Below are 24,672 nucleotides of genomic sequence, written 5' to 3'. Positions count from 1 at the left end.
ACGCTACTCAGTAATATTTAATTTAATATCAAGGTTTAAGTCTTTCGTAAAATTACGTTTATGTAAGCCTTTTACGTTAACTGATAAAGATCCGATATATTCACCAATAGGTAAATCTTTATTATCATCAGCGATAAAACTTACACGTAATTCACCATAGACAGGGCGCATGTAACGGCAATAAGCGGCATTATTCATGATTGTCCACCCACAGCCCATGTAGCGTTCTCCACGCAACATAACGGTATGTTGCATCCCCGTCTCAGTGTTAGTCACATCAACTTTTAAACGACTATAGCCACGGTTATAACGACGCCAAACCACCCGATTACGATGCATTTTTTGATCAGAAAGGTAATAGACAGTGCCATACACATCTTTTTCATAACGTGGAGAAACATAAGGCGTTAAGTCTGTAACAGTACCGTCACTCGGGAGTTCAGAAGTAATAGCAATATTTGTAGCAACATTGATTTCATCAGCGTAAGAACGGTTATAAAGACTTTTCACCATTAAATTAAAATCACCAGTATAAGTACCTATGGGTAATTTAGGGTTATCAGCTTGGACAAATTCGAGTTTAAGTTGACCTAAGTTCGGTGCTGGGTAGCACCAAGCACTATTATTTATCCGTCCCCAACCACAGTGGGTTTTACGTTGACCTCGCAACCAGACTTCATGCTCTGTATTATTTTCTTTTTGGGTTAATACAACGGAAAATTTGGTGATGTTTCGTGGATAACGCCAAATAAAACGTGTAGGCCCAGAAACAACATTGTCACCCTTAACATAATAAACAGAGCCACGTACACCTTGCTCTAAAGGATCAGTTTCAATTGGTGCTTCATGGGTTAATAACCATGTTGGATCTTCAATAGGCGGCTCATCTTCAATGTCATCTATGGTTTTTAGTACAGGCACAATCTCTTTCAACCAATCAATATGTAAAGCAATAGGGACATGACCTGAATAACCATATTGCCAGCCATACCACCATGACGAAATACCAATAGCAACAGGCTGTTCATTACGCTCTTGCCAAATGGCTGAGCCACTATCACCAGGGCTTGCAAATGCCCAAGAGTCTGTATTCTCAATAGCCTGATTAATTAAACAGTCTTGGTAATAATAGCGAATGTGACCTTCACCATGCCGCTTACCGATATAGGCAAGTTGACCTAATGAACGTGAACCGAAGATACCAAATCCGGTGAAGGTCGTAGGGTTAAGTAGTAAATCAGTATTTAAATTGTTATCGACAAACGGCTGTTTGATGACATCACCATTTGTATCTAGAGGGTCGGAGACTTTCGGGATCTTTGCGACCGCGATGTCATTACTGCAGCCAGTAAAGGTACGAAAGTAGTTAGTTGAAATACCTGCAGCAATAATCGTCCCATCTTGTTGTTTAAACGAGACATATTGACCTGAATACTCTGTTGAATCAGAACCTGATAAACAGTGCGCAGCTGTTAACACATAGCTATGAGATCCATCACTCCCGAGCCATGTACCAGAACAATATCCGCTACCAATCACTAATCCAACAGAGCGAAATTGTTCAGCATTTGCATTTTGTTCTAATACGCTACTAACATTATTGACGACACTTGGATCTAAATTTCCTCCTAATTCAATGTATTTGCTATCGTTAATACCTAATGAATAAGCAGAAGTGGAAAACAGCAGAGTAAGACAACATATATAACGACTTAAAAAATGATAACTATTCATGAAGTTAACCAGCATAAAACTGTGTAACTTAAAGAGTAGGTTGTTAATAAGAAGTCATTTTATCAAAAATAAGACATAGCCAGTATCTCAACGCATGCTTAACAATATTCTTTATGTTTTGAAGCTGATAACATGATTGGAAATATTTCGACGATAGAGACATTCATGTTACGCAGTATTTTAATCACAACGAGCTTTGTACTTATTGTTGGTTGTAGCTCTCATCAAGCGCAAGAGCTAGGGTTAGGTGGTGGACAAGTTAATGGCTATGCGCAGAATATGACAAATGCGGAATTGTGTAGTATTTATTTAAAAGAGCGGACATCAAACCAAACACGCTCTGCTATTGCTTCTGAATGGAGTCGTCGTAAGCTAAGCCGAGCATATTGTAAAGAAAAAGCCAACGAATGGTATATCACTAAGTTTGCTAAGTGGCTAACGCTACAAGATAGTGAGAAGAAAAAATAGTATTCAATATTTAATAGAAAGGCCCCAAATGAGGCCTTTCTTATTTAATCAATGTTAGGAGCTAATGGGCTGACGTAACCATCGGGTTTTAAAGCCAGTAAATCACAATCTAGACTATCAATTGTATTTTCAGCGGTATTTCCAATAAAGACAGCTGATAATCCAGTACGGCCCGTTGTACCTAATATGACCAGTTCAGCTTTTATATCTTCAGCAACCTGAGGAATAATGTCTTCGGGTAATCCTTCAAGTACATGAGTTTGTTCTTCGCTAATTCCATATTTCTGGCGGAGTGCTTTCATCGTCATTAGGTGGTGACCACGCACGGCATCGGTATAACTAGCAGGATCAAATTCTGGTAGTTCAATCGTAATATTTACCGGTGTTGCAGGGTAGGCATTAACTAAATTAACTTCGGCATTAGCAATAGAAGCAAATGCCAATGATTCTTTGACGATTTTTTCATTAAGCTTATCATGCGTTTCATCATCAGTAGAGATATTGACACAACCTAATACTTTACCATGCTCTGGCCAATTATTACCTTTTACTAATAGTACGGGGATAGGACACTTACGAAGCAGATGCCAATCTGTTGGTGTGAAAATCACTGAACCTAAACGGTCGTGTTCATGGGTAGCTTTGATGAGAAGATCAATGTCTTGGCTAAATACATCGGCAATGATTGCCTCATACGGACGATTGTGCCAAACCACTTTTATTTCAATATCAATGCCTTGTTCAAGGTGAGGTTGAACAATCTCTTTTAACCATTCTTCTCGCTGCATGACGACACCACGACGCATGGCATCACGTTCATCTGATGATAACATCGATGTCATTTCATAAGAGAAATCATAAATAGCTAAGAAAATAATAATTTTTACATCTTTGCTTATTTTGGCAAGATGAACGGCGCGTGAGATCGCTGGTTGTTGTTCTTTTTCAGGATCAGCGACAACTAAGATATTTTTATACTTTTGCATAATGCCCCCTTTACACAACTGTGTAGGCTATCTCTTGATGAATTTAATTCAAAACATAAATAACAACGGCTATGTACTTAGATATCAAGAGACTAAATAAATCCTTATAAATACTGTAACCTAGAATAGAAAGATATGGGAATGATAATAGAGAAAATTGTGCAAACTTTGATACGCTGAACAAATAAATAGAAGAAATAGCGGATTAGCGAAATAAAAAAGCACCGTTATAAACGATGCTTTAAAATTTAAAAAGGGTAGGGTTAAAACGATTATTGTGGAGGTAATGTGTTGCTTTTAGCCACACCAGCAAGACGAGCTAATTCATCATGATCAATGATCGTAATATACTTGCCTTTAACACTTAGCATTTCTGATTTTTGGAAACGACCAAGTAAGCGACTGATAGTTTCTACTGTCAAACCTAGGTAGTTACCAATATCACCACGTGTCATGGTTAAACGGAACTCACGAGGGGAGAAGCCACGTTGTGAGAATCGTAATGATAGATTGTATAAGAAAGCAGCTAGACGTTCTTCCGCATTCTTTTTAGAAAGCAGCAAGATCATTTCCTGATCGCCTTTAATCTCATTGCTCATTAAGCGCATGATTTGTTGACGAAGTTTTGGCATTTTACCTGAAAGATCGTCAAGAATTTCAAATGGGATTTCACACACCATTGATGTTTCAAGTGATTGAGCAAAACTTGGATGCTGCATTTCATTGATCGCATCAAAACCTACTAAATCACCCGCAAGATGAAAGGCAGTAATTTGCTCGTCACCTTGTTCGGTAATGGTGTAGCTCTTAATGGTGCCAGAACGAATAGCATATAACGATTTTAGCTCGTCACCTGCTTTGAATAGCTCCTGACCTTTTTGGATCGGTTTTTTTCGTTCTATGATTTGATCCAGTTGGTCTAGCTCAGACTCATTCAGCGTGAAAGGAATGCATAACTGACTAATACTGCAATCTTGGCAGTGAATTGCACACCCGCCTGATTGGATACGTTTTGTTGTGAGCTTGTCTGAAATCATATGCCTGTCTAACCAATTTGATGTAGGTCAATATTTTAACATATTATGAAGCATTATTACGAGTAATAAAAAGGTCATAATATTTGTTTGATTGCTATATAACCAGTTTGAATGCCATAAGCCATTAATAATAAGGCACTAACACGTCTAAAATAGAGGTTCTTTAGCCATATTTTTAACTGCGTCGCAAAACCGCCAACCGCTAGCATTGCAGGTAATGTTCCTAGTCCGAAAGCAAGCATCACTATTGCACCATTTAGAGCACTTCCAGAAACCGCAGCCCATGTGAGAGTAGAATAAACTAAGCCACAGGGGAGCCATCCCCAGAGAAAACCAAAAGGTAACGCTTTTATCGGTGATTTGAGTGGTAAAAATGAAGTAGCTAGCGGTGAAATATAACGCCATGCAACCTGCCCAACACGCTCTAATTTATTTAATCCAAACCACCATTGTCCAATATATAGCGCTAAAATAATCATCATGATGGCAGCAATAAAACGCATTAATATCAATGGGCTATTAGAACCATTAATGGTAGCAATCCCCGCAAGCATTGCACCGATAATAGCCCCCGCAATTGTATAAGCGACTAATCTTCCAATATTATAATTTAATAGATAAATCCAGCGTATACTATTTTGGGAACTTTCTGGTATACCAATTGTGATTGCAGCAGCAATGCCACCACACATGCCGATGCAATGGCCTGCGCCCATTAAGCCTATTAAAAAGGCAGCATAAAAATCTAAATTAACCATTATTGCTATCTTGATCGTTACGTGGTTCTTTTCCTATTGATTCAGAATTGGAAACTGCGTTTTTATGTTTAGTATCATCTTCGTCGAACAAAATGTCGTACCCACGACGCTCTAAATCATCAAATTGCTCGCTTTTAACTGCCCATAAAAATATACCGATAGCAATACAGACAAAAACAATAGCGATAGGTATTAATATGTAAAGACTTTCCATTTATTTTAATAACCTTAAAGAATTTGATACAACAATGATCGAGCTTGCTGACATACCTACAACGGCAATATATGGCGCTACTAGTCCTGAAACAGCCAGAGGTAGGATTATTAAGTTATAGCCAAGCGCCCAAGATAAATTTTCACGAATAATTTTTCGAGTTTTCAAGGCTAAAGTACGCGCTTCTATGATACGCTCTAATTTATCGCCAAGTAGTACCATATCTGCTGAAGATTTAGCTATATCTGTTCCCCCCCCCATAGCAACAGAAAGATGAGCGCCTGCAAGAACAGGGGCATCATTGACACCATCACCTATCATTAATACTACGTCATCTGCTGATAATTCGTTTAAATACGCCAACTTTCCTTGTGGTGTTTGGTTAGCTATAACCTCATCAATATTCAGTTGTTTAGCAACGTTATTGGCATGAACAGTATTATCACCTGTTAACATTGTTACTTTAATACCATGTTGCTGACATTGTTTAACTAAAAGAGCACTTTCTTGACGGATTGGGTCGTCTAATTTAAATGCTGCAATAGGTTGCTGATTGCAAGATAACCATACCGAGAATTCATTACTATTTTTAAACGATTGATTATTTTCCATATCAGTAGCAAAACTATATTTACCAATGCGCCACTCATCACCATTTAGTGTTGCCTTTAAACCGCAACCAATTACATTCTCGACATTATCAAAAAGTACGCTTTGTTGGCGATATTGGCTAAAAGCTTGAGCAATAGGGTGATTGGCGAAACGCTCTAATTCCGCTGCAATCATCAGCGCTTTATCTTGCTCTATGTGAGTAAAACTTCGTGTTTCAACTAAACGAACGTTACCTTCAGTTAAGGTGCCAGTTTTGTCTAATACCAGTCGATTAACTTTGCATAGTGTTTCTAAAACATGACCTTTACGAAGTAATATTCCTAATTTTCCGAGTGTAGAGGTTGAACAAGTAATGGCCGTCGGCGTCGCTAAAGATAGAGCACAAGGGCAGGTGGCAACTAAAACTGCCAATGTGATCCATAATGCATCCTCAGGTTGATGCTGATGCCAATAAAACCAAGTCCCAGCGGCTATTATCAGTATTGCAGCGACAAAATAGCGTGCTACGTTATCAGCTAGTTCTGCGACTTTGGGTTTTGATAGTTGAGCTTCATCTTGTAGGCGTACAATATTAGAGATAAGCGACTCATTTCTATTTACTGTAACTGTCATTGTGACATTAGCATCACCGTTAATTGTTCCAGCATAAACCTTATCTCCAGTCGAGCGAGTTACAGGAACAGATTCCCCCGTTAGCATCGATTCATTAACCGTTGTTAACCCTTGGTCTATTTCACCATCAGCGGGGAAGTGCTCTCCAGGTAAAATAGTGACAACGTCACCTACCTTAAGTGTTTTTGCTGCGACTTGTTCACCATTAACAAGCGTTGCCATGCTTGGGATAAGTTTTAACAAATTAGCGCTGGCTGCAGCGGCTTGTCGACGAGCACGCATTTCTAAAAATCGACCTAGTAGTAAAAAGAATGTAAACATTGAAATAGATTCAAAGAATACTTCTCCTTTTTCCATAACGGTAGCATACAAACTGGCCCCGTACGCAAATAGTAAAGCGATAGAAACAGGAACATCCATACCTAACGTGAAGGCTTTTAAACTTCTCCACGCATTAATGTAGAAAGGCAGTGCCGAGTAAAGTAAAACGGGGGTGGCAAAAATCAGGCTTACCCAACGGAGATAGTTCTTAAATTCACTATCTAAATCACCAAAAACTTCAAAATATAACGCAATAGCAAGCATCATCACCTGCATTGTTGCAATACCAGCAATCCCGAGTTTATACAGGTACTGTTTCATAGTGTTATGGTATTGCAGCTCCTGAGCATCAGCTTCAAAGGGGGAGGCTTTATAACCAATGTTGTGAATAACCGCTAATAAATGGCTCAGTTGTACTTTTTCAGTATCCCAAACGAGTAATGCGCGGTGTGTGGTGGTATTGACACGAATGGAGATGACACCATCTTCGCGCACTAATTGCTTTTCAATTAACCACGCGCAAGCAGCACAGGATACACCTTCAACAGAAAGGGAGACCTCACTGAAATTTTGAACTGTCGTGCGAACGAAATCTTGCTGGATATCAGCGTGATCATAAAGGGAGAGTGACTTAAGCTGTTCGGGAACTAAATCTGCTTTTTCGGCAGGTTCAGTTCGGTACTCGTAATACGAAGTAAGGCCACTTTGAACAATGGTTGTTGCTACAGCTTCACAGCCTGGGCAACACATTGATCGAAGTTGGCCTAATATTTCGACGTCAAATTTGCTACCACTCGGTACTGGATCGCCACAGTGGTAGCAGTCATGATTTGCATGGTTTTCTTTTGTCATTCCTTACTCTGCCCGTACAACGAAATCGGGGAAGATGTTGGTACGTTTACACGTCCTTGTAACATCCAATCACCTTTAAAAGGTTCAATTTCAACAAACCATGGGCCATTTAAAGACTCAGGTGTAACAAAGTGATAAGTGCCTTTTAAGTCGGCTGTGATCATTTGGCTAAAATCTTTATCCGCAAGTGTGCGGTGTGAAAAGGTCACGCGAATAGTAGGTTGTTGTTTCAAGTCACCCTTATCTAAATTGATGGTGACATTTTTATCCTGATTAATGGTTATGTTCGCGTGAATGTTTAAAGCATCAGCCACCCGTAAACGAGAACGATCAATATTGATTGCTTTGCCTTTTTTGTAGTAATCCTCAGCGACTAAATCAACTTGATTATTAGAAAAAATATAAACAGCCGTTAAGCTATAAATAATTGAAATCGCAGGAATAGAAAATACAAACCAAGGCCAAAACTGCTTATACCAAGGTTTTTGCATAGGAATTCACCTTATCGCTATTTAGAGAGTATATAAATTGAGTGAGAAAAAAGATTAGATTGAAAATAGCCCCTGAAAGGGTCAGGGGCTAGGATACAGGTCTCAGTTTTAAAAGTTTATTGTTAACAAACTTGTTACTGAGTGTTAATTGGTTGGTTGTTGTTCAGTTGGATTACTTAAGTTCCATACATAAGCTGAGATAAGCTGAATTTTATCTTCCCCCAGTATTTCTGACCAAGCGGGCATTACGCCTTGACGGCCATAAGCGATGGTTGCTTCAACCGCTTTACGTGAACCACCGTATAACCAATTTTGGTCGGTTAAATCTGGCGCACCAAAAGCAGGGTTACCTTTACCATCTGTACCATGACATGCAGCACAAACAACAAACCGTTGTTTACCCGCTAGCGCTTCTTTAGTATTAACTTTTCTACCTGAAAGGCTTAGTACATAACTTGTTACTTCACGTACACCATCAACTCCTAAAGAATCTTGCCAAGCCGGCATTACACCTTGGCGACCATGCATAAGCGTTGTTTTAATGGTTTCAGCTTCGCCACCATACAACCATGCATTATCCGTAAGATTAGGGAAACCTTTCTGTCCTCGCGCATCTGAACTATGGCATTGAGCACAGTTTTGGAGAAACAAACGTTGTCCTACTTTGATAGCATCTTCATTTTGCGCAATTTCAGGAATCGGCAGGTATTCCGTTCCTGCGTGGTTATAAGCTAATTGCTTAAAGATCGCGCCAAATTTTGAATCAGCATCATTTAACTCTTTTGCGTATTGGTCTAATGATTTCTCTCGTTGTGACATTGCAATTGATTGATTTGATTCTTCAATTGAACGAACTGTTTGATCCGAACTTTGCCAACCAAGTACGCCTTTGAAATTACCAAGACCTGGGAACAGAACTAGATAAACCAGACCACCAATAATTGTGGCCCAGAACATATAGAACCACCACTTAGGTAGGGGATTATTTATCTCACGAATACCATCGTATTCATGCCCCATGTCTTTACCTTCTTCGACCCCCATTTTGTCTCGTGAGCACCATGTAAGAATGATAGCAACACCTAAAATAGTGCCAAGAGTAATGACAGTGATCCATATACTCCAAAATGTTGTCATGCGTCCTTGCTCCTCTCACTTTCAAGCGTTGATTTATCCAGTTCATCATCGGCAAATACCAGATTTGCAGCTTCATCAAAGCGTGATTTCTGACGTTTACTGTATGCCCATACAATGATGCCGATAAAGCTAGTAAATAGAATCACGGTCCAAATGCTATGAATAGTACCAATTTCCATGATATCTCCTTATTTCATTGCATGACCAAGTGATTGAAGGTAAGCAATTAAAGCATCCATTTCTGTTTTGCCTTTTACATCATTACCTGCATTCGCAATTTCTTCGTCAGTGTAAGGTACACCAAAATGATCGCGGAACACTTGAAGTTTCTTACTGGTTAATTCACCAGTTAGTACATTTTCTTCAAGCCAAGGGAAGCCTGGCATGTTTGATTCGGGTACAACTGCGCGAGGATCAATTAAGTGAACACGGTGCCATTCATCCGAATAACGACCGCCAACACGAGCAAGATCGGGACCTGTGCGTTTTGAACCCCATAAAAATGGGTGTTCCCATACGCTTTCGCCTGCTACTGAGTAATGACCATAACGCTCAGTTTCAGAGCGGAAAGGACGTACCATCTGGCTGTGACAAACGTTACAACCATTCGCGATGTAAAGGTCACGGCCTTCCATTTCTAGTGCGGTATAAGGGCGTAAATTTTCAACAGGTTCAGTTGTTTGCTCTTGATATAACAGTGGGGTTATTTCAACCAGAGCCCCAAAGCTGATCGCCACAATGATTAAAATCGATAGTAAACCAACGTTTTTCTCGACAATATCGTGACTAAATTTCTTAGACATTGTGCATACTCCTTATGCTGGTTGTGGCTCAGTGATCGCTTTTAAACTTTCACGCGGTGCGGTTACTGTTTTGTAAGTGTTATACGCAAGAAGCAACATACCGCTTAAGAAGATACAACCACCAATAAAGCGTACAAAGTAGAATGGGTAAGACGCTTGTAGTGATTCAACAAAACTATAAGTTAATGTACCGTCACTGTTAACAGCACGCCACATCAGGCCTTGCATAACACCAGAAATCCACATTGCTACGATATAAAGAACAGTACCGATTGTTGCTAACCAGAAATGAACATTGATCAACTTAATCGAGTACATACGCTCTTGACCAAATAATTTTGGAATTAAGTGGTAAAGCGAGCCGATTGAAATCATTGCAACCCAACCTAATGCACCAGAGTGAACGTGACCAATAGTCCAGTCTGTGTAGTGTGATAGGGCATTAACTGTCTTAATTGCCATCATCGGGCCTTCAAAGGTAGACATGCCGTAGAAAGACAGTGATACAACAAGGAAACGTAAGATAGGATCGGTACGTAACTTATGCCAAGCACCAGATAATGTCATAATACCGTTAATCATACCGCCCCAAGAAGGTGCGAATAAGATCAATGACATCACCATACCTAATGACTGTGTCCAGTCTGGTAATGCAGTGTAATGCAGATGGTGAGGACCCGCCCAAATATAAAGAGAGATCAATGCCCAAAAGTGAACAATGGATAAACGGTAAGAGTAGATAGGGCGATCGGCTTGCTTAGGTACGAAATAGTACATCATACCGAGGAAGCCAGCGGTTAACAGAAAACCTACCGCATTATGCCCGTACCACCATTGAACCATCGCATCAACAGCTCCTGAGTAAATCGAGTACGATTTCATCATAGAAACTGGTATTGCAAGGTTATTTACAATATGTAAAACCGCAACGGTGAGGATAAATGCACCGAAAAACCAGTTTGCTACATAAATATGTGATGTTTTACGTTTGATCATGGTACCGAAGAAAACGATAGCATAAGCAATCCAAACAACAGCAATAGCTATACTAATAGGCCATTCAAGTTCTGCGTACTCTTTACTGGTTGTAAAACCAAGAGGTAAAGAGAATACCGCGGATAAAATGATGGCTTGCCAACCCCAGAAGGTAAATGCCGCTAATTTGCCACCAAATAAACGGGTTTGACAGGTACGTTGTACAACGTAATAAGATGAGGTAAATAAGGCACTTGTGCCGAACGCGAAGATCACTGCATTCGTGTGCAATGGTCTCAATCGGCTATAAGTTAACCACGGAGTATCGAAGTTTAACGCCGGCCAGACTAACTGAGCGGCAATAAAAACACCAACAGCCATACCGACAATACCCCATAAAATGGTTGTAAGGGCAAATTGACGAACGACTGTATAGTTATAGTTTTGTTCAAGCTGCTTAACTTGGCTCATATTGCATACTTCCACTATATAATGCTAACTACACTACTTTCCCTGTGCGAACAACAAGTTGTCGCAATACCACCCAAAGCTTATAAGAGGTCTTACTGATTACTCATCAAAACAAGATTCAAATTGCTATTTTTTTGTAAAAGTGGCATTTTCATTGCACATAATACTTGAGTTAACACAGTTTTTACAGATGGCTAACCATATTACATTTACGCTTAAGTAACATTTATGTGAAAACTTTGAACTCTGTAACACAGGAATATATCTAAAAATGGCAGCAGAAAAACTGACTCGTGGTCGTTTAATCCAAATAGTGGTATTGATGACCATATTAATTTCAGCTTTTATTTGGAGAACAGTGACATACACTAATTCAGAAGATGAGATAAGTGTTGAAAATAGAGTGAAAACATGTCAGTTAGATACTGAAAACTGTCAGTATTTGATAGATAATAAGAATGTTAACGTACAACTTTTAACAAAAGAACTATCGGCTCAAGCACCCATCCGATTACAAATAACCAACATAGATGTTAAACCGTTAGCCACGGTTTCAGGTGTTTCAATGAATATGGGTACGGTACCCATTGTCTTTACGCAGCATAATAAAAACACATGGGTTGGAGAGTTTACTGTTCCTGCATGTACACATAATACAATGGTGTGGGGTATAGATATTACCGCTAAAAATACAACATTGAGTTCTCAATTTACTGTTACTAAATAATCTTATAAATAGCACTTCATAAGATACATATATGCGATGGAGTGCTATTTATTCGCAATAAATCATTTTCTTCGTCATTCCACCATCAATAACAAAATTTTGACCAGTTATAAAACCTTGACTACAAAGTAAAAAATCAACCATTTCAGCAATATCATTTACATTGCCTACACGTCCGGATAAATGTTGCTGATGATCAATTTTATGCAATTGACTGGTATCTGTATGAATCCATCCCGGTGAAATACAGTTGACTTTAATATTGGGAGATAGGCTAACAGCAAGTGAATGGGTTAATGATACCAATCCACCTTTACTTGCAGCATAAGCTTCGGTATTTGGTTCAGATTGAAGATATCTTGTAGAGCTGATATTAATAATATGTCCTTTACTTTCAGTAAGTAAGGGAAGGCACTGCTGACTCATAACTAAAGGTGATGTTAAATTAACATTTAAAATGCGATGCCATTCATCTAAAGGTAGTTGGTGCAAAGGGGTATTATAAGGATTAGCAATAGCTGCATTATTGATTAGAGCATCAATTCTGCCAAACTGACATCTAATCCAGTTTATTGTCTTTCTAATATCCGATATTTGAGTAACATCTGTTAAACGAAACCGAATACGAGGCTCTTCGTTTACTAGATCAAATCCAGCCTGTTCATCGATATCTAACGCTACTACGATAACGTTTTTTTGTGCCAAAAATTTACAAATTCCTTTGCCTATACCATTGGCGCCACCGGTGACAATAACGATTTTATTTGAGCTTAGATCCACGTTAATAATCCTTTAGTTACACATATTTGCAACATGATACGACAAGTTAAGCTAATCTAATAAGAGATAGGTAATATTATGACTTAAATGTACAAATTACTGATAATATTAATCAAGAATTAATTCAGGATGAGTCTATTGATATGGATATAACAACAAGTTACTCAATACGGTCTTCATCTTTCGAAGCAATTAGTGAAGCTATTGATAAGCTTAATGTGAAAATTGCAACGCCTTCTTTACTTCTCATCTATTATTCTGAAAATTATGATATCGATATTCTGCAAATTGAGTTGAAAAAGTTTTTCCCTGATACTGCTGTTTTAGGTTGTACTTCTTGCCAAGGCTTTATGACAAATGAAGGCTACTTTAATGGCACGGGATTAGCTTTATGGGCGATAAATGATTATCACGGAGCCTATGGCACTGCCATTATTTCAAATTTTGATACGCCTTATGAAATGGCAAGACAAGCAACATTAAAAGCTATTCATAATAGTGGTCGACTTGGCGAATTACCGTCACTTATATTGTTACATGCAACACCAGGTTATGAAGAGCAAGTTATCCAGGGGATTGAAAAAGAGTTAGGTCGCACCGTTCCTATTATTGGTGGTTCAGCTGCTGATGATTTTATTGCTGAGAATTGGCAAATATTTAATCTTGAACAACAAACGAATCAAGGCATTGGTATTGCTGTTTTTTATCCAACGTGCGAGGTAAGCCTTTCATTTCATTCAGGTTATGCTAGCACTGGTTTATCGGCCATTGCAACTAAAGTTGAACATAGAGAGGTTATAGAGTTAGATAATAAGCCTGCAGCTGATGTCTATCAACAATGGATGAATATTCCATTTGATATTAATAGCAACATAATTAGTGAAAGTAGTTTAAATCCTCTAGGACGTTTTGCTGGAGAATATTTTGATTTACCTTATTTTAAATTAGCTCATCCTGCGCATATTACACAACGAAAGGGTATCGAAATGTTTGCCGAAGTAAAGCAAGGTGAGCGCCTGTACTTTATGGATGGTACTGATGAACGGTTGATCTCTAGAGCAAGTCGAGTTGTTAAAGCGACAAATGGCAATAAGCTTAATCCAATAGGCGGGATAACAATTTTTTGTGCTGGATGCATGTTAAAAATAAAAGATCGCATGGATGATGTTGCTGTCGGTGTAAATATTGCAATGTTAAATAAACCTTATGTTTCTCCATTTACATTTGGCGAACAAGGACAATTTATCAGTGGTGAAAACGCACATGGTAACTTAATGATTTCAGCCGCTATTTTCCATAAAGGGTAGGTCGTTAATACAATGATAAGTTCTGAATCTGAAAAGCTACAAGAAACCGTCATTGATTTATTGCGAAGTCAAGAACGAGAGAGCCAGTTACAAGATGAGAATGAAGCCATCTTAGAAGGTATCTCTGCAATGGCGGGTGCGAACGATAAGCGACAAGTTTTCAATAGCTTATTAGAAGTCCTACGTAAGTTTATCGGTTTTGATCAAGCTTTAGTTCTTACTAGAGAAGACGAACAAGAAATGCTGGATGTACTTGTCAGTACTGATAACCGCTTTGGCACAAATTCTTGGCTGATGGAAAGTACATTTAGACGAGCAATCAATGGTGAATGTATCGCACTATATTCCCCAAAAGATATTATTGAGTTCAGTACACAATCAATAGAAGCATTAAATGATTACGATTCTGCATTATTAACGGGCGTGAAAGTAAGCTCTAGTGATGCTGTTATGATTTTAATGAGCCATGATAAAAGCCAGTTCACGCCAAGATGTCGCCGAGTACTTAATAAATTTAGACCATTACTTGCAAGAGCGATCATAGATATAGATTATCGCGAAAGGTTACAATCATTAGTCGCAGCCCGAACACAACAGCTAACGTTTAGTCAGAAACGATTTAAAGATTTCGCCAAAACTGCAGGTGATTGGTTTTGGGAAATTGATGTTGATTATAACTTTACCTATATATCAGAACCTCATGTGGCTAATACACAAATTTCCTGTGATAACTTTATCGCATTTTTTAATAAGTACCCATTATTTCAAAATAAGCTTAAGAGTAAATTGTTACAGCAAGTTGTATTTGAAGATTTAGAATGGAATCTAAATGTTGATGACACTGAACAGTGGTATAGCTTTAGTGGTACACCTTATTTTGATAAGTATGCGATATTGCAAGGGTTTCGAGGAACAGCCAAGAACATAACGAGTAGAAAGAAACGTTTATTTGATTTGCAAGAAGCGAGAAAACAAGCAGAAAGTGCCAACAGAGCTAAATCACAATTTATAGCAATGATGAGTCACGAGATAAGAACACCACTTAATGCCGTATTAGGTTTAATGGAGTCACTGTCTTTATCTGGTTTAAATAAAAAGCAAAACCTTTGGTTATCACAAATGGATCAGTCAGCACATTTATTACTGACTATTATTAATGACATATTAGACTTATCAAGAATAGAATCGGGGAGCTTTAGACTTTTTAATAGTGATATTAATGTTGTTGAAAGCATACGGCTTGTCGCTGATCAATTAGCACCTCAAGCAACAAAAAAGAGTGTGCAGTTTCAATGTGAAATTGATGATGCAATCCCCAAACAAATCTACGGTGATAAAAATCGAATTGCTCAAGTGTTATTTAATTTAATCGGTAATGCCGTTAAATTTACTAGCGTCGGTTCGGTACGTGTTGTTGCTCGTAAAGTTGATGACAATATTGAAATAGCCGTTATCGATACAGGTATTGGTATTGCTAAAGATGCACAAGAAAATATATTTAATCCATTTCATCAGGCGGATGGAAGCATTACTCGACGATATGGTGGCACAGGGTTAGGCCTAGCAATTAGCCAACATTTAATCGAAAAGATGAATGGAACAATATCACTAGAAAGTGAATTAGGAACGGGAAGCTGTTTTAAAATTTCCATTCCAATTATCTATCCATCTCTACACAGTTGTGAAACCGACACTAAATTTAAAAATAAATCGGATTGCTCGTTAAATATATTATTAGCAGAAGACAGTAACACCAATCAGTTGGTTGCTAAGTTGATGTTAGAGCGACGAGGACATAAAGTTGCGATAACTAACAACGGAAAGGAAGCGATAAATGTACTGTTACAGGGTCACAATAAGTTCGATCTGGTATTAATGGATATATCTATGCCAATTTTGGATGGTTTAGAAGCCACAAAACAACTTAGACAGAGAAAAATAAGCATACCAATCGTCGCATTAACCGCGAATGCGATGCAAAGTGACCAAAAAATCTATCATGACATCGGTATGGATGGTTTTTTAGCTAAGCCAATCTGTTCAAACGAGTTAGATGTGTTACTGGAAAAATACCAAGAACTTAAAGAAAATCAGCAATCAGAAAGTACGATCTAGAGATTCGAATTAATCGAATCTCTAGTAATTAACAGCAAGCTTTAAGTACAAGGCAAACTGAACATTTGCAGCAGTATTTAAAATTGATGTTAATTACCTATTTTATGGTAAATAGCGAATACTGTTAAATACAACAATAAACCCACAAGTAGAGTAGAGATGTCAGGTGCAAGATTAGGATAAATAAGATCAGATATAGTTACCACAATACATTATTTAACATAATATACATAATGCGCACTGAGGGTGTAGACCCCAAGGTAAAGTGTCTCTTTTCTGCAAAGCTAAAATGTCCTGTTTTTATATAGTGATCTGTATCTGCTGATCAATGTGAGTTAAACAAAATATGTTGTTAACATGAATGACAAAGAGATATTTCGCTTAGGTACAATTCGTGATGTTTGCGAAAAACGAACACTGACATTAAGATGCTGCTCAGCTTCTTAATGTCAGTGTTCGTCAGGTTCAACGATTAATAACACGCTATCGAGATCTTGGTGCTGTTGGTTTAGTACATCAACGTCGTGGACAATCGCCAGGCAACAAAATTAATGCTGATATACGCCATCAATGTTTAAATCTGATCCACGAATATTACGTAGACTTCGGACCCACATTGGCACGTGAAAAATTGATTGAACGCCACGGCATTAAAATTGGATTAGAAACCTTACGCCAATGGATGATCGCTGATGGCCTTTGGGTACCACATTTCAAACGTAAGCCTCGTGTTTATCAACCACGTCATCGACGTGATTGTTATGGCGAGTTAATTCAGATAGATGGCTCACATCATGATTGGTTTGAAGGCCGCAGTAACAAATGTTGTTTGTTGGTTTTCATTGATGATGCCACCGGCAAACTGATGAACTTACGTTTTAGCGAAACAGAATCTGCATTTGATTACATGGTTGCCACGCATGAATATGTTGAACATCATGGCAACCCCACTGCTTTTTACAGTGATCGCCATGCGGTATTTCATGTCAGTAAACGGGATGCAGAAACCAACCGCGTGACTCAGTTTGGTCGTGTATTGCGTGACTTAAACATTGAATTGATTTGCGCAAACAGCTCTCAAGCCAAAGGCCGTGTTGAGCGTGCCAACAAAACCTTACAACATCGCTTAGTCAAAGAAATGCGTTTACAACACATTGATAAGCTAATGCGTGGCTCCCCGACTTTATCACTGATTTTAACCCACATTTTGCCAAAGCAGCCCAATATCCTAAAGACATGCATCGGCCATTACGTGAATCGACTGATGAGTTACACGATATTTTTGCGTGGCAAGAGCCAAGAAAATTATCAAAGTCACTGACATTTCAATATGACAAAGTCATCTATTTAGTTGATCCAACTGAAGAAAATCAACGACTTGTACATCAAGTCGTGAAAGTTCTAGATCGCCCAGATGGCACCATCGCTATTCAATACGGTCATCGGAAATTAGAATTTAAGGTATTTGATAAGCTCGAAGATGTTGACCAAGGTCAGGTGGTCGATAATAAACGTTTAGGCGCAGTATTAAAATTCGCCCAGACGAAACAGCAACAATATGACCAACAACAAAAGCGTAGTCGCAGTAAAAGTGCCCCCAAACGAACCGCCCAACAGCGAGCAATCCGTCAACTTGAAGCCATCAATCCCGTGTTAGTTCACCCTGAAAAATTTATACCTATCACCAAGAAAAAGCCGTGACTTCCCTACTCTATAAGCCCAAATTCACCACTATGAACTACCTTAAAAGGAGACATTTTAATCGGGGAATAATGAGTGACATTTTAAAATAGAGAAAACATAAGTTAAGTATGATATTGAAATGATGGTGATTTGGCTTGATAGCTTTGTTGCTTACTTGGTTTTAAGTGCTTCAAGCTGCTCATCTCATCTCATCCATGCCATCATCAAATTCAGGTGCACCTCGATAAGTTTTGATAAAAACCACATGCCGATTTTGAATGTATCGTTGGTACTGCGTTGTACATCTCCAACGTTCTCAGCGCTAATATTTGAAAGTACAAATTAAAGTGTAAGCTTGAACTTATGATTACCTTTTATCGTAAAAAATATTGGCACACATTCGTTGTCATTGTTCGTTCTCCAGAATTGATTTGTAACTTTCAAGCGCCTTAAAGATTTGCTCATAATTTTCAATGTTATCTTGGTCAGCATCTATCAATGAACCACTAATATCCGAGTTAAACCAAGTGATTAACTTTTCTAATTGGAATGCTGTCACATTAAATCTCCTTCTTCTAATTCAACAATTTTTAATCCATAGCGTTTAAGTTCTGATGTTTCAACAACGGGCATTTTGTACCAAACAGGAATAAATAACGATTAAACTTCAATGACTTCGAAACTTTTAAGATAAAAAATCAAGCTCCCTACTTTCAAGCTAATTTGTAATGTTTATTAAAACCTATATATTTTAATAAATATAATTACTGCGATATAACCCGCTTAATTAAAATGTTACGTTGTAACACAAGCTATTTGCAGATGATTATTTAGTCATTTTAACCATCAATTTGATTGAAATATGGAACGATATATACACTAAAGAGAATAAGATAAGCATATAGTTGTATCAATATGGAATTTCATACCTTTTTTGTATAAAATAGTCACTCTTTTTAGTGGTTATCCCCTTTGACAACTCTACTATTGATAAGTAAATAATGAACGATGAAGTAAACAACGGAGTCGAACGTTTTGGTCGTTTTGATGTCGATTATTCTCGAAGAACGATCACCCGTATAAGTGATAATGCAGTTTTAAAAGTATCACGATCAGAGACTCACATCTTTGCTTTACTAGCAAACACCGCAAATAATACCGTACATAGAGAAACATTGCTAAAAGAGTGCTGGCAAGGAAAAATCGTAACGAATAATTCGTTAACTGTTGCGATTAAAAATCTGCGCACTTCATTTAGTAAAATAGGTGAACACAAGATAATCATTACTGAACCTAAACTTGGTTACTCAATTAGAGCAGTTTCACTAGCTGATGATGGTTCTCACCCTCCATTGCCAGAAGATATCAGTAAGCATATAGAAGCACATGAAATAGCAGAACAGTTAGAATTACAAGAACATCAAGAAGTCATCATTGATGCTCGTGAAAATAATGAGAAAAAAAAGCGCCGCTTACTTAATAAATTAAATGCATTCAGTCTATTTGACTTTCTTATTGTTTGTTTTTTCTTTTTAGTGACGCTATTTGCCTGTTATCAATATCTTTTCTTTGTAAACACGGTAGATGTTGATGGTATTTCAGTTAATTATAATGGTGTTGAGTTACCCAACCCTGTAACACAGGCAATAATAGAACATAAAACGGGTGATATTGGTCAATGGTATGCATTTCCTATTGGTGGATTATGTGAGCGTTATAAATTAATCGGTGTACATAATGAACACTATATTGATTTAACTTCACAAGTTAACCAGGAGCAATGTGATGCTTAAAAAAGCTTTCCTTGGAATTTTTTTAGCAGTATTGTTTATTTTTGTTCAAGCTGTATTTAATGCAGTTAATACGCAATCATCATATTTATTTACTAAGCAATACCCTGCTTTTGGTTCTGAAATTATGAAGGTAGATATAAATACGGGACGAATCAAAATTAATTTAATTAGAAAAGATAAAAGCGATCGAATTGTTTCGTCGTCATTATTTAGTGGTGTATTTCTCAAAATACAAAATCACTACTACACCTTTGGAGTGAAGCGATTAAATAAAAGTCGTGAAGTAGATTTCACATTCAGGAACTTTTATATTGATTCCCTTAGAACAAAAGAAGCTGTTTATATCTCGGATGATAGAGGTATTCTAGAGTTAGATTCAGGTAAGTCTGTTTCTTTAAGTAGCTTATTATTAGGGAAGAAAACATATTAAAGAATAAGCCGGTATTTACCGGTTTATTTTTGTGTAAATAATAAAGTTATAGTGCATTAGGAGGTGACGGTTAAATAAAAAATTGATATATTATAAATAGTTAAGGAGTATCTAATATGGCAATAACAATTCGAAATATAGATAAGCATTATTATATGATTGAGTCTCTTAAATCATTAACAGATAGTAATGTTACGACTAAGGCCTTAATTAAAGGTGGCTATTTAGCTGTTGATTTAGGCCAACAGTTAGAAGAAGAACGATTAAAAAGAAAAAAAGCCGAGAGTGAACTTGAAGAGTTAAAAGAAAAATTTACATCTTATATCAAAAGTAAAGAAGCATTATTAAATGCTTTAAAGTAGATTTAATAACAAGTTAAACTTATCTTTAACTTGTTATTAAACATTTCACTTCGTACTAATTTTCAATTCATCAAATCGAGTTGACGGATCATACTCTCGTTTAAATGATAAATTAGTAAAACTCATTAAGCAAACTTCCGCAGTATAAGAAACAATACTACCTTCAACAAGATGTCCACCTATTACCTGCCCTTTTTTATCAGCCACAGAAATATGAAGGTGAACATGCTGTGGTGTTAATGTGCCTGATAATGTAAGGATCTCAAGAGGACCATCAATTTCTATGGTCTTAGATTCATCAGCTAATCGTATAATTACTTTAGATAAACAACCAATGCCGGAAAGTAAACTTCCCGCTTGAATATTATTACCTTGTACAAAGTGCAAGATGCCCTTTTTTAGATCAACACCTTGGGTTAATCGAAATGCGTGTGGAATAATCACTATTTACTCTTTCTACTACTAGTACATTAAGCACGTTTGCCCTTTTTAGTTGGATTAGAACTATGAGGAAACACATTGCGAATGCGCTGTTTGGTTTTACTTGGAATATCCTTTGAAAAATCAATTTTTGTAGTGAATCGATTTTTATAAACTTTGATGTGTCCACTAAAAGGTGTTTTATGTGCTATTTCTTTACATGCTGTTTGAAAGCCAGTAGGTACACTCCCTTTCGTTTTTATCAGTTCGCCATTTTCAAATTTCAAAACCATAATAGGACGATCTTTAAAGACGATAAAAATAACAACTACCGCTAAAACAAGAACATATTCCATTTGCTTACTCCTTAAACGTAACCTTTAAAAGAACAGCATCTACCAAAAAGCGTTATTTATCAAAAGATTCAATGTTTAGTAGTTCTGTCAGGTTATTTTTGATATCACTAACCTGTTTGTTAGCTCGCTCTGTTCGGTTACTTTCACTGATCAAATATTCGATAGTATCGGATAATGTAGAACCTAACTCTTGCGATTTTTCTGCCAACTTTTCCCACACACGAAAATCTAAGTCAATCGACTTCTTCCGTGTATGTACTTGTTCTGCATTAAAGTGACGTTTCCGTTTCGCTCGAATAGCTTGTTTTAGCTTATTTTCAAGCGTAGGAGACATATTAGCACTAATCCATTCAATCACTTTTGTTGGTTCATGTTCTATATCTAAAAGAGCCTCAACAGCAACTTCTGCTTCACTGCGATCAATAAAGCGTGTAATTGATTCGCCTTCCTTGTGTTTTTTTACTAAATAAGCCCATTTCCAACCGGCTTCAAGATTTTCAAGCTGCTGATATTTCATAAAATTACTATTTTCTCATCGTCAACGAAAAACGCGTTACAGTGTAACCCTAGCATTCTAAAATAACAATCATCTATATAGAATAACCGATTGTTTTTATGAAACATAAATATAGCTCATAAGTTTCTATTATGAGCTCTTTGATTGTTTTATACTGCTTTCCTTTTCACAGTAACAATAGAAAGCTAAATTTATGCATGAAGAATCTTGGCGTACAATGTTTCCTGATTATAGCCAGTACCAAACAACTCTAGATCATTATAGTAATCTTGAACCCGCGACCGTTGGTACGCTTCAACCTCGATTATCAGATGCCGTACGCCGTTTCAGCGCGCTTAATTTACAGCCTCGTATTCTACGTATTACGGCGCCTGATAACACGTTGTATCGTGACTATATTATTGAACTCATAAAAAAATACCAATCTCATAGTAATAATAATACAACTAGCTTACAAACGAATGAAAATGAGCACCCCATCATCATCGCGGGTGATGATATTACTGCTGAAAAACTATTTGGTGCTGTCTATCCTGTTCTAGAACCTAATAGTTTAGCTAAACCAAGTGTTAAGCATGGTTTATTACACCAAGCAAATAATGGGTATTTAATCCTATCAATCACCGCTCTTCTCAGTAATCCATCATTATGGCCACGTTTAAAAAGTGTATTAATGGATGGTATGTTGGATTGGGAAGCCGCTAACAAAAAAGTACTATGCCCGTTACCTGCGCCTGAGAAGGTAAATGTAAAGCTTGTGATTATTGGTGATCGCCATTTAATGGCAGAGCTTGATAATGCAGAGCCTGATCTGGCTGCCGGTTTTGCCATGTATGGTGAATTTGAACAAGATCTATTATTGAACGAATCAAACCTTGAAGATTATCTTCGCTATATAAAAGCCATCATTACCCGTCATAAACTACCTGACTTAGTCGATAGTTACGCTGTAACTGCACTGTTATGTGCCGGTGCTCGTTATGCTGAAGATCAAACACGCTTACCACTTTGTTTACTTTGGCACCTAAATCTATTGTCTGAAGCAAGTATAGAGACAGACGGCAAAGTTTTAACAGCGACGAATATCAAAGCATCACTTCGTGCTAAAGAATATCGTGAGTCTTATTTACCAGAACGCGCTATTGCTGATATTCACCACGGGCAAGTCCTCATTGCAAGTGAAGGTAAAGAAGTCGGTCAGGTTAATGGTTTAACCGTGGTGGAAATGCCTGGGCATCCAACAGCCTATGGCGAGCCAGCTCGTATTTCTTGTGTGGTTCACTTTGGTGATGGTGATATTTCTGATGTTGAACGTAAAGTTGAACTAGGCGGAAATATTCACGCGAAAGGCATGATGATCATGCAAGCGTTTGTAGCTACAGCATTAGATTTAGATCAAGCCCTACCTTACTCAGCGTCTATTGTTTTTGAACAATCATACTCTGAAGTCGATGGCGACAGTGCATCACTGGCTGAGCTATGCGCATTAATGTCTGCATTATCTTCACAGCCTATCAATCAACAAATAGCGGTAACCGGCGCTGTTGATCAGTTTGGCCGTGTACAAGCTGTTGGTGGGATTAATGAAAAAATCGAAGGCTTCTATAAAGTGTGTGTTCATCGAGGGTTAACTGGTAATCAAGGTGTTATATTACCGAAGACTAACTTGAGCAACCTTTGTTTAAATGATGAAGTCATTGAAGCAATCAAAGCCAAACAGTTCCATATCTGGGCAATAGAGAACGTTGATGAAGCGATCCCTCTTTTAACAGATATGCCATTCCGCAGCGAGAATGATGAAGATGAAACTATTTTATCTTTGATTGAAGAAAGAATTGATTATTTTCACCATGGCGACCTTTCTAATGAGATTGGTCTGATTAATCGACTACGTTTACGTATATCTAACTGGTTTGTCCAGAACTGATCCGAGTTGTTTAGCTTACACGTGTAAGCTAAATTGCTCCCATACTTTTGAAGGAGTAATTGATTCTAATGACACGCCAGCATTCTTATACACACGAAGAACTTGTCGCTTGTGGCAACAGCGAACTACACGGTCCTGACTTCCCATCATTACCATCAGATAACATGCTAATGATTGACCGTATCGTAAATATCACTGATAAAGAAGGTGATCACGGTAAAGGCTTTATTGTCGCTGAATTAGATATCAATCCTGACTTATGGTTTTTCAACTGTCACTTTAAAGGTGATCCTGTAATGCCTGGCTGTCTTGGTCTTGATGCAATGTGGCAGCTAGTAGGATTTTTCCTTGGTTGGTCTGGCGGTGAAGGCAAAGGTCGTGCACTGGGTGTGGGTGAAGTTAAATTCACAGGTCAAATTCTACCAACAGCCAAAAAAGTAACTTATGAAATTCAGCTTAAGCGTGTTATCAATCGCAAGCTAATCATGGGTGTTGCTGATGGCCGTGTACTTGTAGACGGTAAAGAAATCTACGTTGCGAAAGATTTAAAAGTCGGTCTTTTTAAAGATACTGACAACTTCTAATCAGCGTGATTAACCTAAATACTCAGCCCTGAGGCATTTATGCTTCGGGGCTTCTTTTATCCACCAGCATAACAATCATTAGCCTCTTCTACATACTTATCCGTTACATGACTCAAACGTAGCCAAATAATCACCCACCCTTACTTTGCAATCATAAACAGATGAGAATAAATAATAATGTTAATTTGATTGCACTCTAC

General features: G+C 37.7%; 25 protein-coding genes and 1 pseudogene. 10 read left to right on the top strand and 16 right to left on the bottom strand.

The genetic code is table 11. The features are described from left to right. Window positions 1–3: 3 nt before the first annotated feature. Complete coding sequence (locus I3259_RS05435; RefSeq protein WP_238028687.1) at window positions 4–1,734, bottom strand: trypsin-like serine protease; 1,731 nt, start codon at window positions 1,732–1,734, stop codon at window positions 4–6. A 132-nt stretch (window positions 1,735–1,866) separates the two neighbouring features. Here I3259_RS05435 and I3259_RS05430 point away from each other — a divergent pair, with 132 nt between their 5' ends. Continuing rightward, window positions 1,867–2,202, top strand: a complete 336-nt coding sequence (locus I3259_RS05430; RefSeq protein WP_238028686.1) for a hypothetical protein — start codon at window positions 1,867–1,869, stop codon at window positions 2,200–2,202. A 44-nt stretch (window positions 2,203–2,246) separates the two neighbouring features. Here I3259_RS05430 and uspE read toward each other — a convergent pair whose 3' ends face one another. From uspE to ccoN, 10 genes are all read right to left on the bottom strand, one after another. Beyond that, the gene (gene uspE / locus I3259_RS05425; protein ID WP_238028685.1) at window positions 2,247–3,188 is read right to left on the bottom strand and encodes a universal stress protein UspE; all 942 of its coding nucleotides are present in this window, start codon (window positions 3,186–3,188) and stop codon (window positions 2,247–2,249) included. A gap of 272 nt (window positions 3,189–3,460) precedes the next feature. Next, the gene (locus I3259_RS05420) at window positions 3,461–4,225 is read right to left on the bottom strand and encodes an FNR family transcription factor (protein WP_105060229.1); all 765 of its coding nucleotides are present in this window, start codon (window positions 4,223–4,225) and stop codon (window positions 3,461–3,463) included. Window positions 4,226–4,299: 74 nt separating this feature from the next. Further along, entirely contained in the window at window positions 4,300–4,983 is a 684-nt protein-coding gene (locus I3259_RS05415; protein WP_238028684.1) for a sulfite exporter TauE/SafE family protein, read from the bottom strand. Continuing rightward, a complete protein-coding gene (gene ccoS / locus I3259_RS05410) occupies window positions 4,976–5,197 on the bottom strand; it encodes a cbb3-type cytochrome oxidase assembly protein CcoS (RefSeq protein ID WP_238028683.1) in 222 nt (73 codons plus the stop codon). Before ccoS ends, I3259_RS05415 begins: the two co-directional genes overlap by 8 nt. Then, window positions 5,198–7,594, bottom strand: a complete 2,397-nt coding sequence (locus I3259_RS05405) for a heavy metal translocating P-type ATPase (protein WP_238028682.1) — start codon at window positions 7,592–7,594, stop codon at window positions 5,198–5,200. After that, on the bottom strand, window positions 7,591–8,085 hold the full coding sequence (locus tag I3259_RS05400) for a FixH family protein (protein WP_238028681.1): 495 nt from the start codon (window positions 8,083–8,085) through the stop codon (window positions 7,591–7,593). The genes I3259_RS05405 and I3259_RS05400 overlap by 4 nt, the downstream gene beginning before the upstream one ends. Window positions 8,086–8,229: 144 nt before the next feature. Continuing rightward, window positions 8,230–9,222, bottom strand: coding sequence for a cytochrome-c oxidase, cbb3-type subunit III (ccoP, locus tag I3259_RS05395; RefSeq protein WP_238028680.1), 993 nt, complete (start codon window positions 9,220–9,222; stop codon window positions 8,230–8,232). Then, on the bottom strand, window positions 9,219–9,401 hold the full coding sequence (locus I3259_RS05390) for a CcoQ/FixQ family Cbb3-type cytochrome c oxidase assembly chaperone (protein ID WP_238028679.1): 183 nt from the start codon (window positions 9,399–9,401) through the stop codon (window positions 9,219–9,221). The genes ccoP and I3259_RS05390 overlap by 4 nt, the downstream gene beginning before the upstream one ends. Window positions 9,402–9,410: 9 nt before the next feature. After that, a complete protein-coding gene (ccoO, locus tag I3259_RS05385) occupies window positions 9,411–10,025 on the bottom strand; it encodes a cytochrome-c oxidase, cbb3-type subunit II (protein WP_238028678.1) in 615 nt (204 codons plus the stop codon). A gap of 12 nt (window positions 10,026–10,037) precedes the next feature. Further along, a complete protein-coding gene (gene ccoN, locus I3259_RS05380; RefSeq protein ID WP_238028677.1) occupies window positions 10,038–11,471 on the bottom strand; it encodes a cytochrome-c oxidase, cbb3-type subunit I in 1,434 nt (477 codons plus the stop codon). A 271-nt stretch (window positions 11,472–11,742) separates the two neighbouring features. Between ccoN and I3259_RS05375 the strand changes: the two genes are divergently transcribed. Continuing rightward, window positions 11,743–12,198, top strand: coding sequence for a hypothetical protein (locus I3259_RS05375; RefSeq protein ID WP_238028676.1), 456 nt, complete (start codon window positions 11,743–11,745; stop codon window positions 12,196–12,198). Between the two features lie 48 nt (window positions 12,199–12,246). Here the strand turns inward: I3259_RS05375 and I3259_RS05370 are convergent, their stop codons facing one another. Then, the gene (locus I3259_RS05370; protein ID WP_238028675.1) at window positions 12,247–12,978 is read right to left on the bottom strand and encodes an SDR family oxidoreductase; all 732 of its coding nucleotides are present in this window, start codon (window positions 12,976–12,978) and stop codon (window positions 12,247–12,249) included. A 143-nt stretch (window positions 12,979–13,121) separates the two neighbouring features. On the opposite strand from I3259_RS05370, the gene I3259_RS05365 reads away from it, so the two are divergent. The 3 genes and pseudogenes from I3259_RS05365 to I3259_RS05355 all read left to right on the top strand — a co-directional run bounded on the left by I3259_RS05365 (window position 13,122) and on the right by I3259_RS05355 (window position 18,101). Further along, window positions 13,122–14,285 carry an FIST N-terminal domain-containing protein gene (locus I3259_RS05365; RefSeq protein ID WP_238028674.1) on the top strand — a complete coding sequence of 388 codons (1,164 nt, stop codon included), beginning with the start codon at window positions 13,122–13,124 and terminating at the stop codon, window positions 14,283–14,285. Between the two features lie 12 nt (window positions 14,286–14,297). Then, window positions 14,298–16,400, top strand: coding sequence for an ATP-binding protein (locus I3259_RS05360; RefSeq protein WP_238028673.1), 2,103 nt, complete (start codon window positions 14,298–14,300; stop codon window positions 16,398–16,400). 357 nt (window positions 16,401–16,757) lie between these two features. Further along, window positions 16,758–18,101, top strand: a pseudogene (locus I3259_RS05355) (ISNCY family transposase). Between the two features lie 388 nt (window positions 18,102–18,489). On the opposite strand, the gene I3259_RS05350 reads toward I3259_RS05355, so the two are convergent. Next, a complete protein-coding gene (locus tag I3259_RS05350; RefSeq protein WP_238028672.1) occupies window positions 18,490–18,642 on the bottom strand; it encodes a hypothetical protein in 153 nt (50 codons plus the stop codon). 442 nt (window positions 18,643–19,084) lie between these two features. On the opposite strand from I3259_RS05350, the gene I3259_RS05345 reads away from it, so the two are divergent. The 3 genes from I3259_RS05345 to I3259_RS05335 all read left to right on the top strand — a co-directional run bounded on the left by I3259_RS05345 (window position 19,085) and on the right by I3259_RS05335 (window position 20,668). After that, window positions 19,085–19,876: a winged helix-turn-helix domain-containing protein gene (locus I3259_RS05345; protein ID WP_238028671.1), complete on the top strand. Its 792-nt coding sequence runs from the start codon at window positions 19,085–19,087 to the stop codon at window positions 19,874–19,876. After that, a complete protein-coding gene (locus I3259_RS05340; RefSeq protein ID WP_238028670.1) occupies window positions 19,869–20,306 on the top strand; it encodes a hypothetical protein in 438 nt (145 codons plus the stop codon). Before I3259_RS05345 ends, I3259_RS05340 begins: the two co-directional genes overlap by 8 nt. 116 nt (window positions 20,307–20,422) lie before the next feature. Next, a complete protein-coding gene (locus I3259_RS05335; RefSeq protein WP_238028669.1) occupies window positions 20,423–20,668 on the top strand; it encodes a hypothetical protein in 246 nt (81 codons plus the stop codon). Window positions 20,669–20,713: 45 nt separating this feature from the next. Here the strand turns inward: I3259_RS05335 and I3259_RS05330 are convergent, their stop codons facing one another. The 3 genes from I3259_RS05330 to matP are packed head-to-tail and all read right to left on the bottom strand — an operon-like array spanning window position 20,714 to window position 21,961. Next, window positions 20,714–21,112: a PPC domain-containing DNA-binding protein gene (locus I3259_RS05330; RefSeq protein WP_238028668.1), complete on the bottom strand. Its 399-nt coding sequence runs from the start codon at window positions 21,110–21,112 to the stop codon at window positions 20,714–20,716. A 26-nt stretch (window positions 21,113–21,138) separates the two neighbouring features. After that, window positions 21,139–21,444, bottom strand: coding sequence for a DUF3634 family protein (locus I3259_RS05325; RefSeq protein WP_238028667.1), 306 nt, complete (start codon window positions 21,442–21,444; stop codon window positions 21,139–21,141). 52 nt (window positions 21,445–21,496) lie between these two features. Further along, entirely contained in the window at window positions 21,497–21,961 is a 465-nt protein-coding gene (matP, locus tag I3259_RS05320; protein ID WP_238028666.1) for a macrodomain Ter protein MatP, read from the bottom strand. Window positions 21,962–22,154: 193 nt separating this feature from the next. On the opposite strand from matP, the gene I3259_RS05315 reads away from it, so the two are divergent. Beyond that, window positions 22,155–23,888, top strand: a complete 1,734-nt coding sequence (locus I3259_RS05315; RefSeq protein ID WP_238028665.1) for a Lon protease family protein — start codon at window positions 22,155–22,157, stop codon at window positions 23,886–23,888. Between the two features lie 68 nt (window positions 23,889–23,956). Further along, complete coding sequence (gene fabA, locus I3259_RS05310) at window positions 23,957–24,472, top strand: bifunctional 3-hydroxydecanoyl-ACP dehydratase/trans-2-decenoyl-ACP isomerase (RefSeq protein WP_238028664.1); 516 nt, start codon at window positions 23,957–23,959, stop codon at window positions 24,470–24,472. Window positions 24,473–24,672: the final 200 nt, after the last annotated feature.

Origin of the sequence: Photobacterium sp. Ph5 (genome assembly GCF_022129445.1) — a bacterium.
GTDB lineage: Bacteria > Pseudomonadota > Gammaproteobacteria > Enterobacterales > Vibrionaceae > Photobacterium.
The sequence above is the reverse complement of the archived record's forward strand: the minus strand, read 5'-3'. Positions and strand labels throughout refer to the sequence as shown.

Coding starts and splice junctions, on each gene's coding strand:
- ccoS (WP_238028683.1), bottom strand. CDS start 5,197: ATGGAAAGTCTTTACATATTAATACCTATCGCTATTGTTTTTGTCTGT.
- ccoN (WP_238028677.1), bottom strand. CDS start 11,471: ATGAGCCAAGTTAAGCAGCTTGAACAAAACTATAACTATACAGTCGTT.
- ccoO (WP_238028678.1), bottom strand. CDS start 10,025: ATGTCTAAGAAATTTAGTCACGATATTGTCGAGAAAAACGTTGGTTTA.
- I3259_RS05345 (WP_238028671.1), top strand. CDS start 19,085: ATGAACGATGAAGTAAACAACGGAGTCGAACGTTTTGGTCGTTTTGAT.
- I3259_RS05390 (WP_238028679.1), bottom strand. CDS start 9,401: ATGGAAATTGGTACTATTCATAGCATTTGGACCGTGATTCTATTTACT.
- I3259_RS05375 (WP_238028676.1), top strand. CDS start 11,743: ATGGCAGCAGAAAAACTGACTCGTGGTCGTTTAATCCAAATAGTGGTA.
- I3259_RS05415 (WP_238028684.1), bottom strand. CDS start 4,983: ATGGTTAATTTAGATTTTTATGCTGCCTTTTTAATAGGCTTAATGGGC.
- ccoP (WP_238028680.1), bottom strand. CDS start 9,222: ATGACAACATTTTGGAGTATATGGATCACTGTCATTACTCTTGGCACT.
- fabA (WP_238028664.1), top strand. CDS start 23,957: ATGACACGCCAGCATTCTTATACACACGAAGAACTTGTCGCTTGTGGC.
- uspE (WP_238028685.1), bottom strand. CDS start 3,188: ATGCAAAAGTATAAAAATATCTTAGTTGTCGCTGATCCTGAAAAAGAA.
- I3259_RS05365 (WP_238028674.1), top strand. CDS start 13,122: ATGGATATAACAACAAGTTACTCAATACGGTCTTCATCTTTCGAAGCA.
- I3259_RS05360 (WP_238028673.1), top strand. CDS start 14,298: ATGATAAGTTCTGAATCTGAAAAGCTACAAGAAACCGTCATTGATTTA.
- I3259_RS05420 (WP_105060229.1), bottom strand. CDS start 4,225: ATGATTTCAGACAAGCTCACAACAAAACGTATCCAATCAGGCGGGTGT.
- I3259_RS05325 (WP_238028667.1), bottom strand. CDS start 21,444: ATGGAATATGTTCTTGTTTTAGCGGTAGTTGTTATTTTTATCGTCTTT.
- I3259_RS05435 (WP_238028687.1), bottom strand. CDS start 1,734: ATGAATAGTTATCATTTTTTAAGTCGTTATATATGTTGTCTTACTCTG.
- I3259_RS05400 (WP_238028681.1), bottom strand. CDS start 8,085: ATGCAAAAACCTTGGTATAAGCAGTTTTGGCCTTGGTTTGTATTTTCT.
- I3259_RS05340 (WP_238028670.1), top strand. CDS start 19,869: ATGCTTAAAAAAGCTTTCCTTGGAATTTTTTTAGCAGTATTGTTTATT.
- I3259_RS05405 (WP_238028682.1), bottom strand. CDS start 7,594: ATGACAAAAGAAAACCATGCAAATCATGACTGCTACCACTGTGGCGAT.
- I3259_RS05315 (WP_238028665.1), top strand. CDS start 22,155: ATGCATGAAGAATCTTGGCGTACAATGTTTCCTGATTATAGCCAGTAC.
- I3259_RS05430 (WP_238028686.1), top strand. CDS start 1,867: ATGATTGGAAATATTTCGACGATAGAGACATTCATGTTACGCAGTATT.
- I3259_RS05335 (WP_238028669.1), top strand. CDS start 20,423: ATGGCAATAACAATTCGAAATATAGATAAGCATTATTATATGATTGAG.
- matP (WP_238028666.1), bottom strand. CDS start 21,961: ATGAAATATCAGCAGCTTGAAAATCTTGAAGCCGGTTGGAAATGGGCT.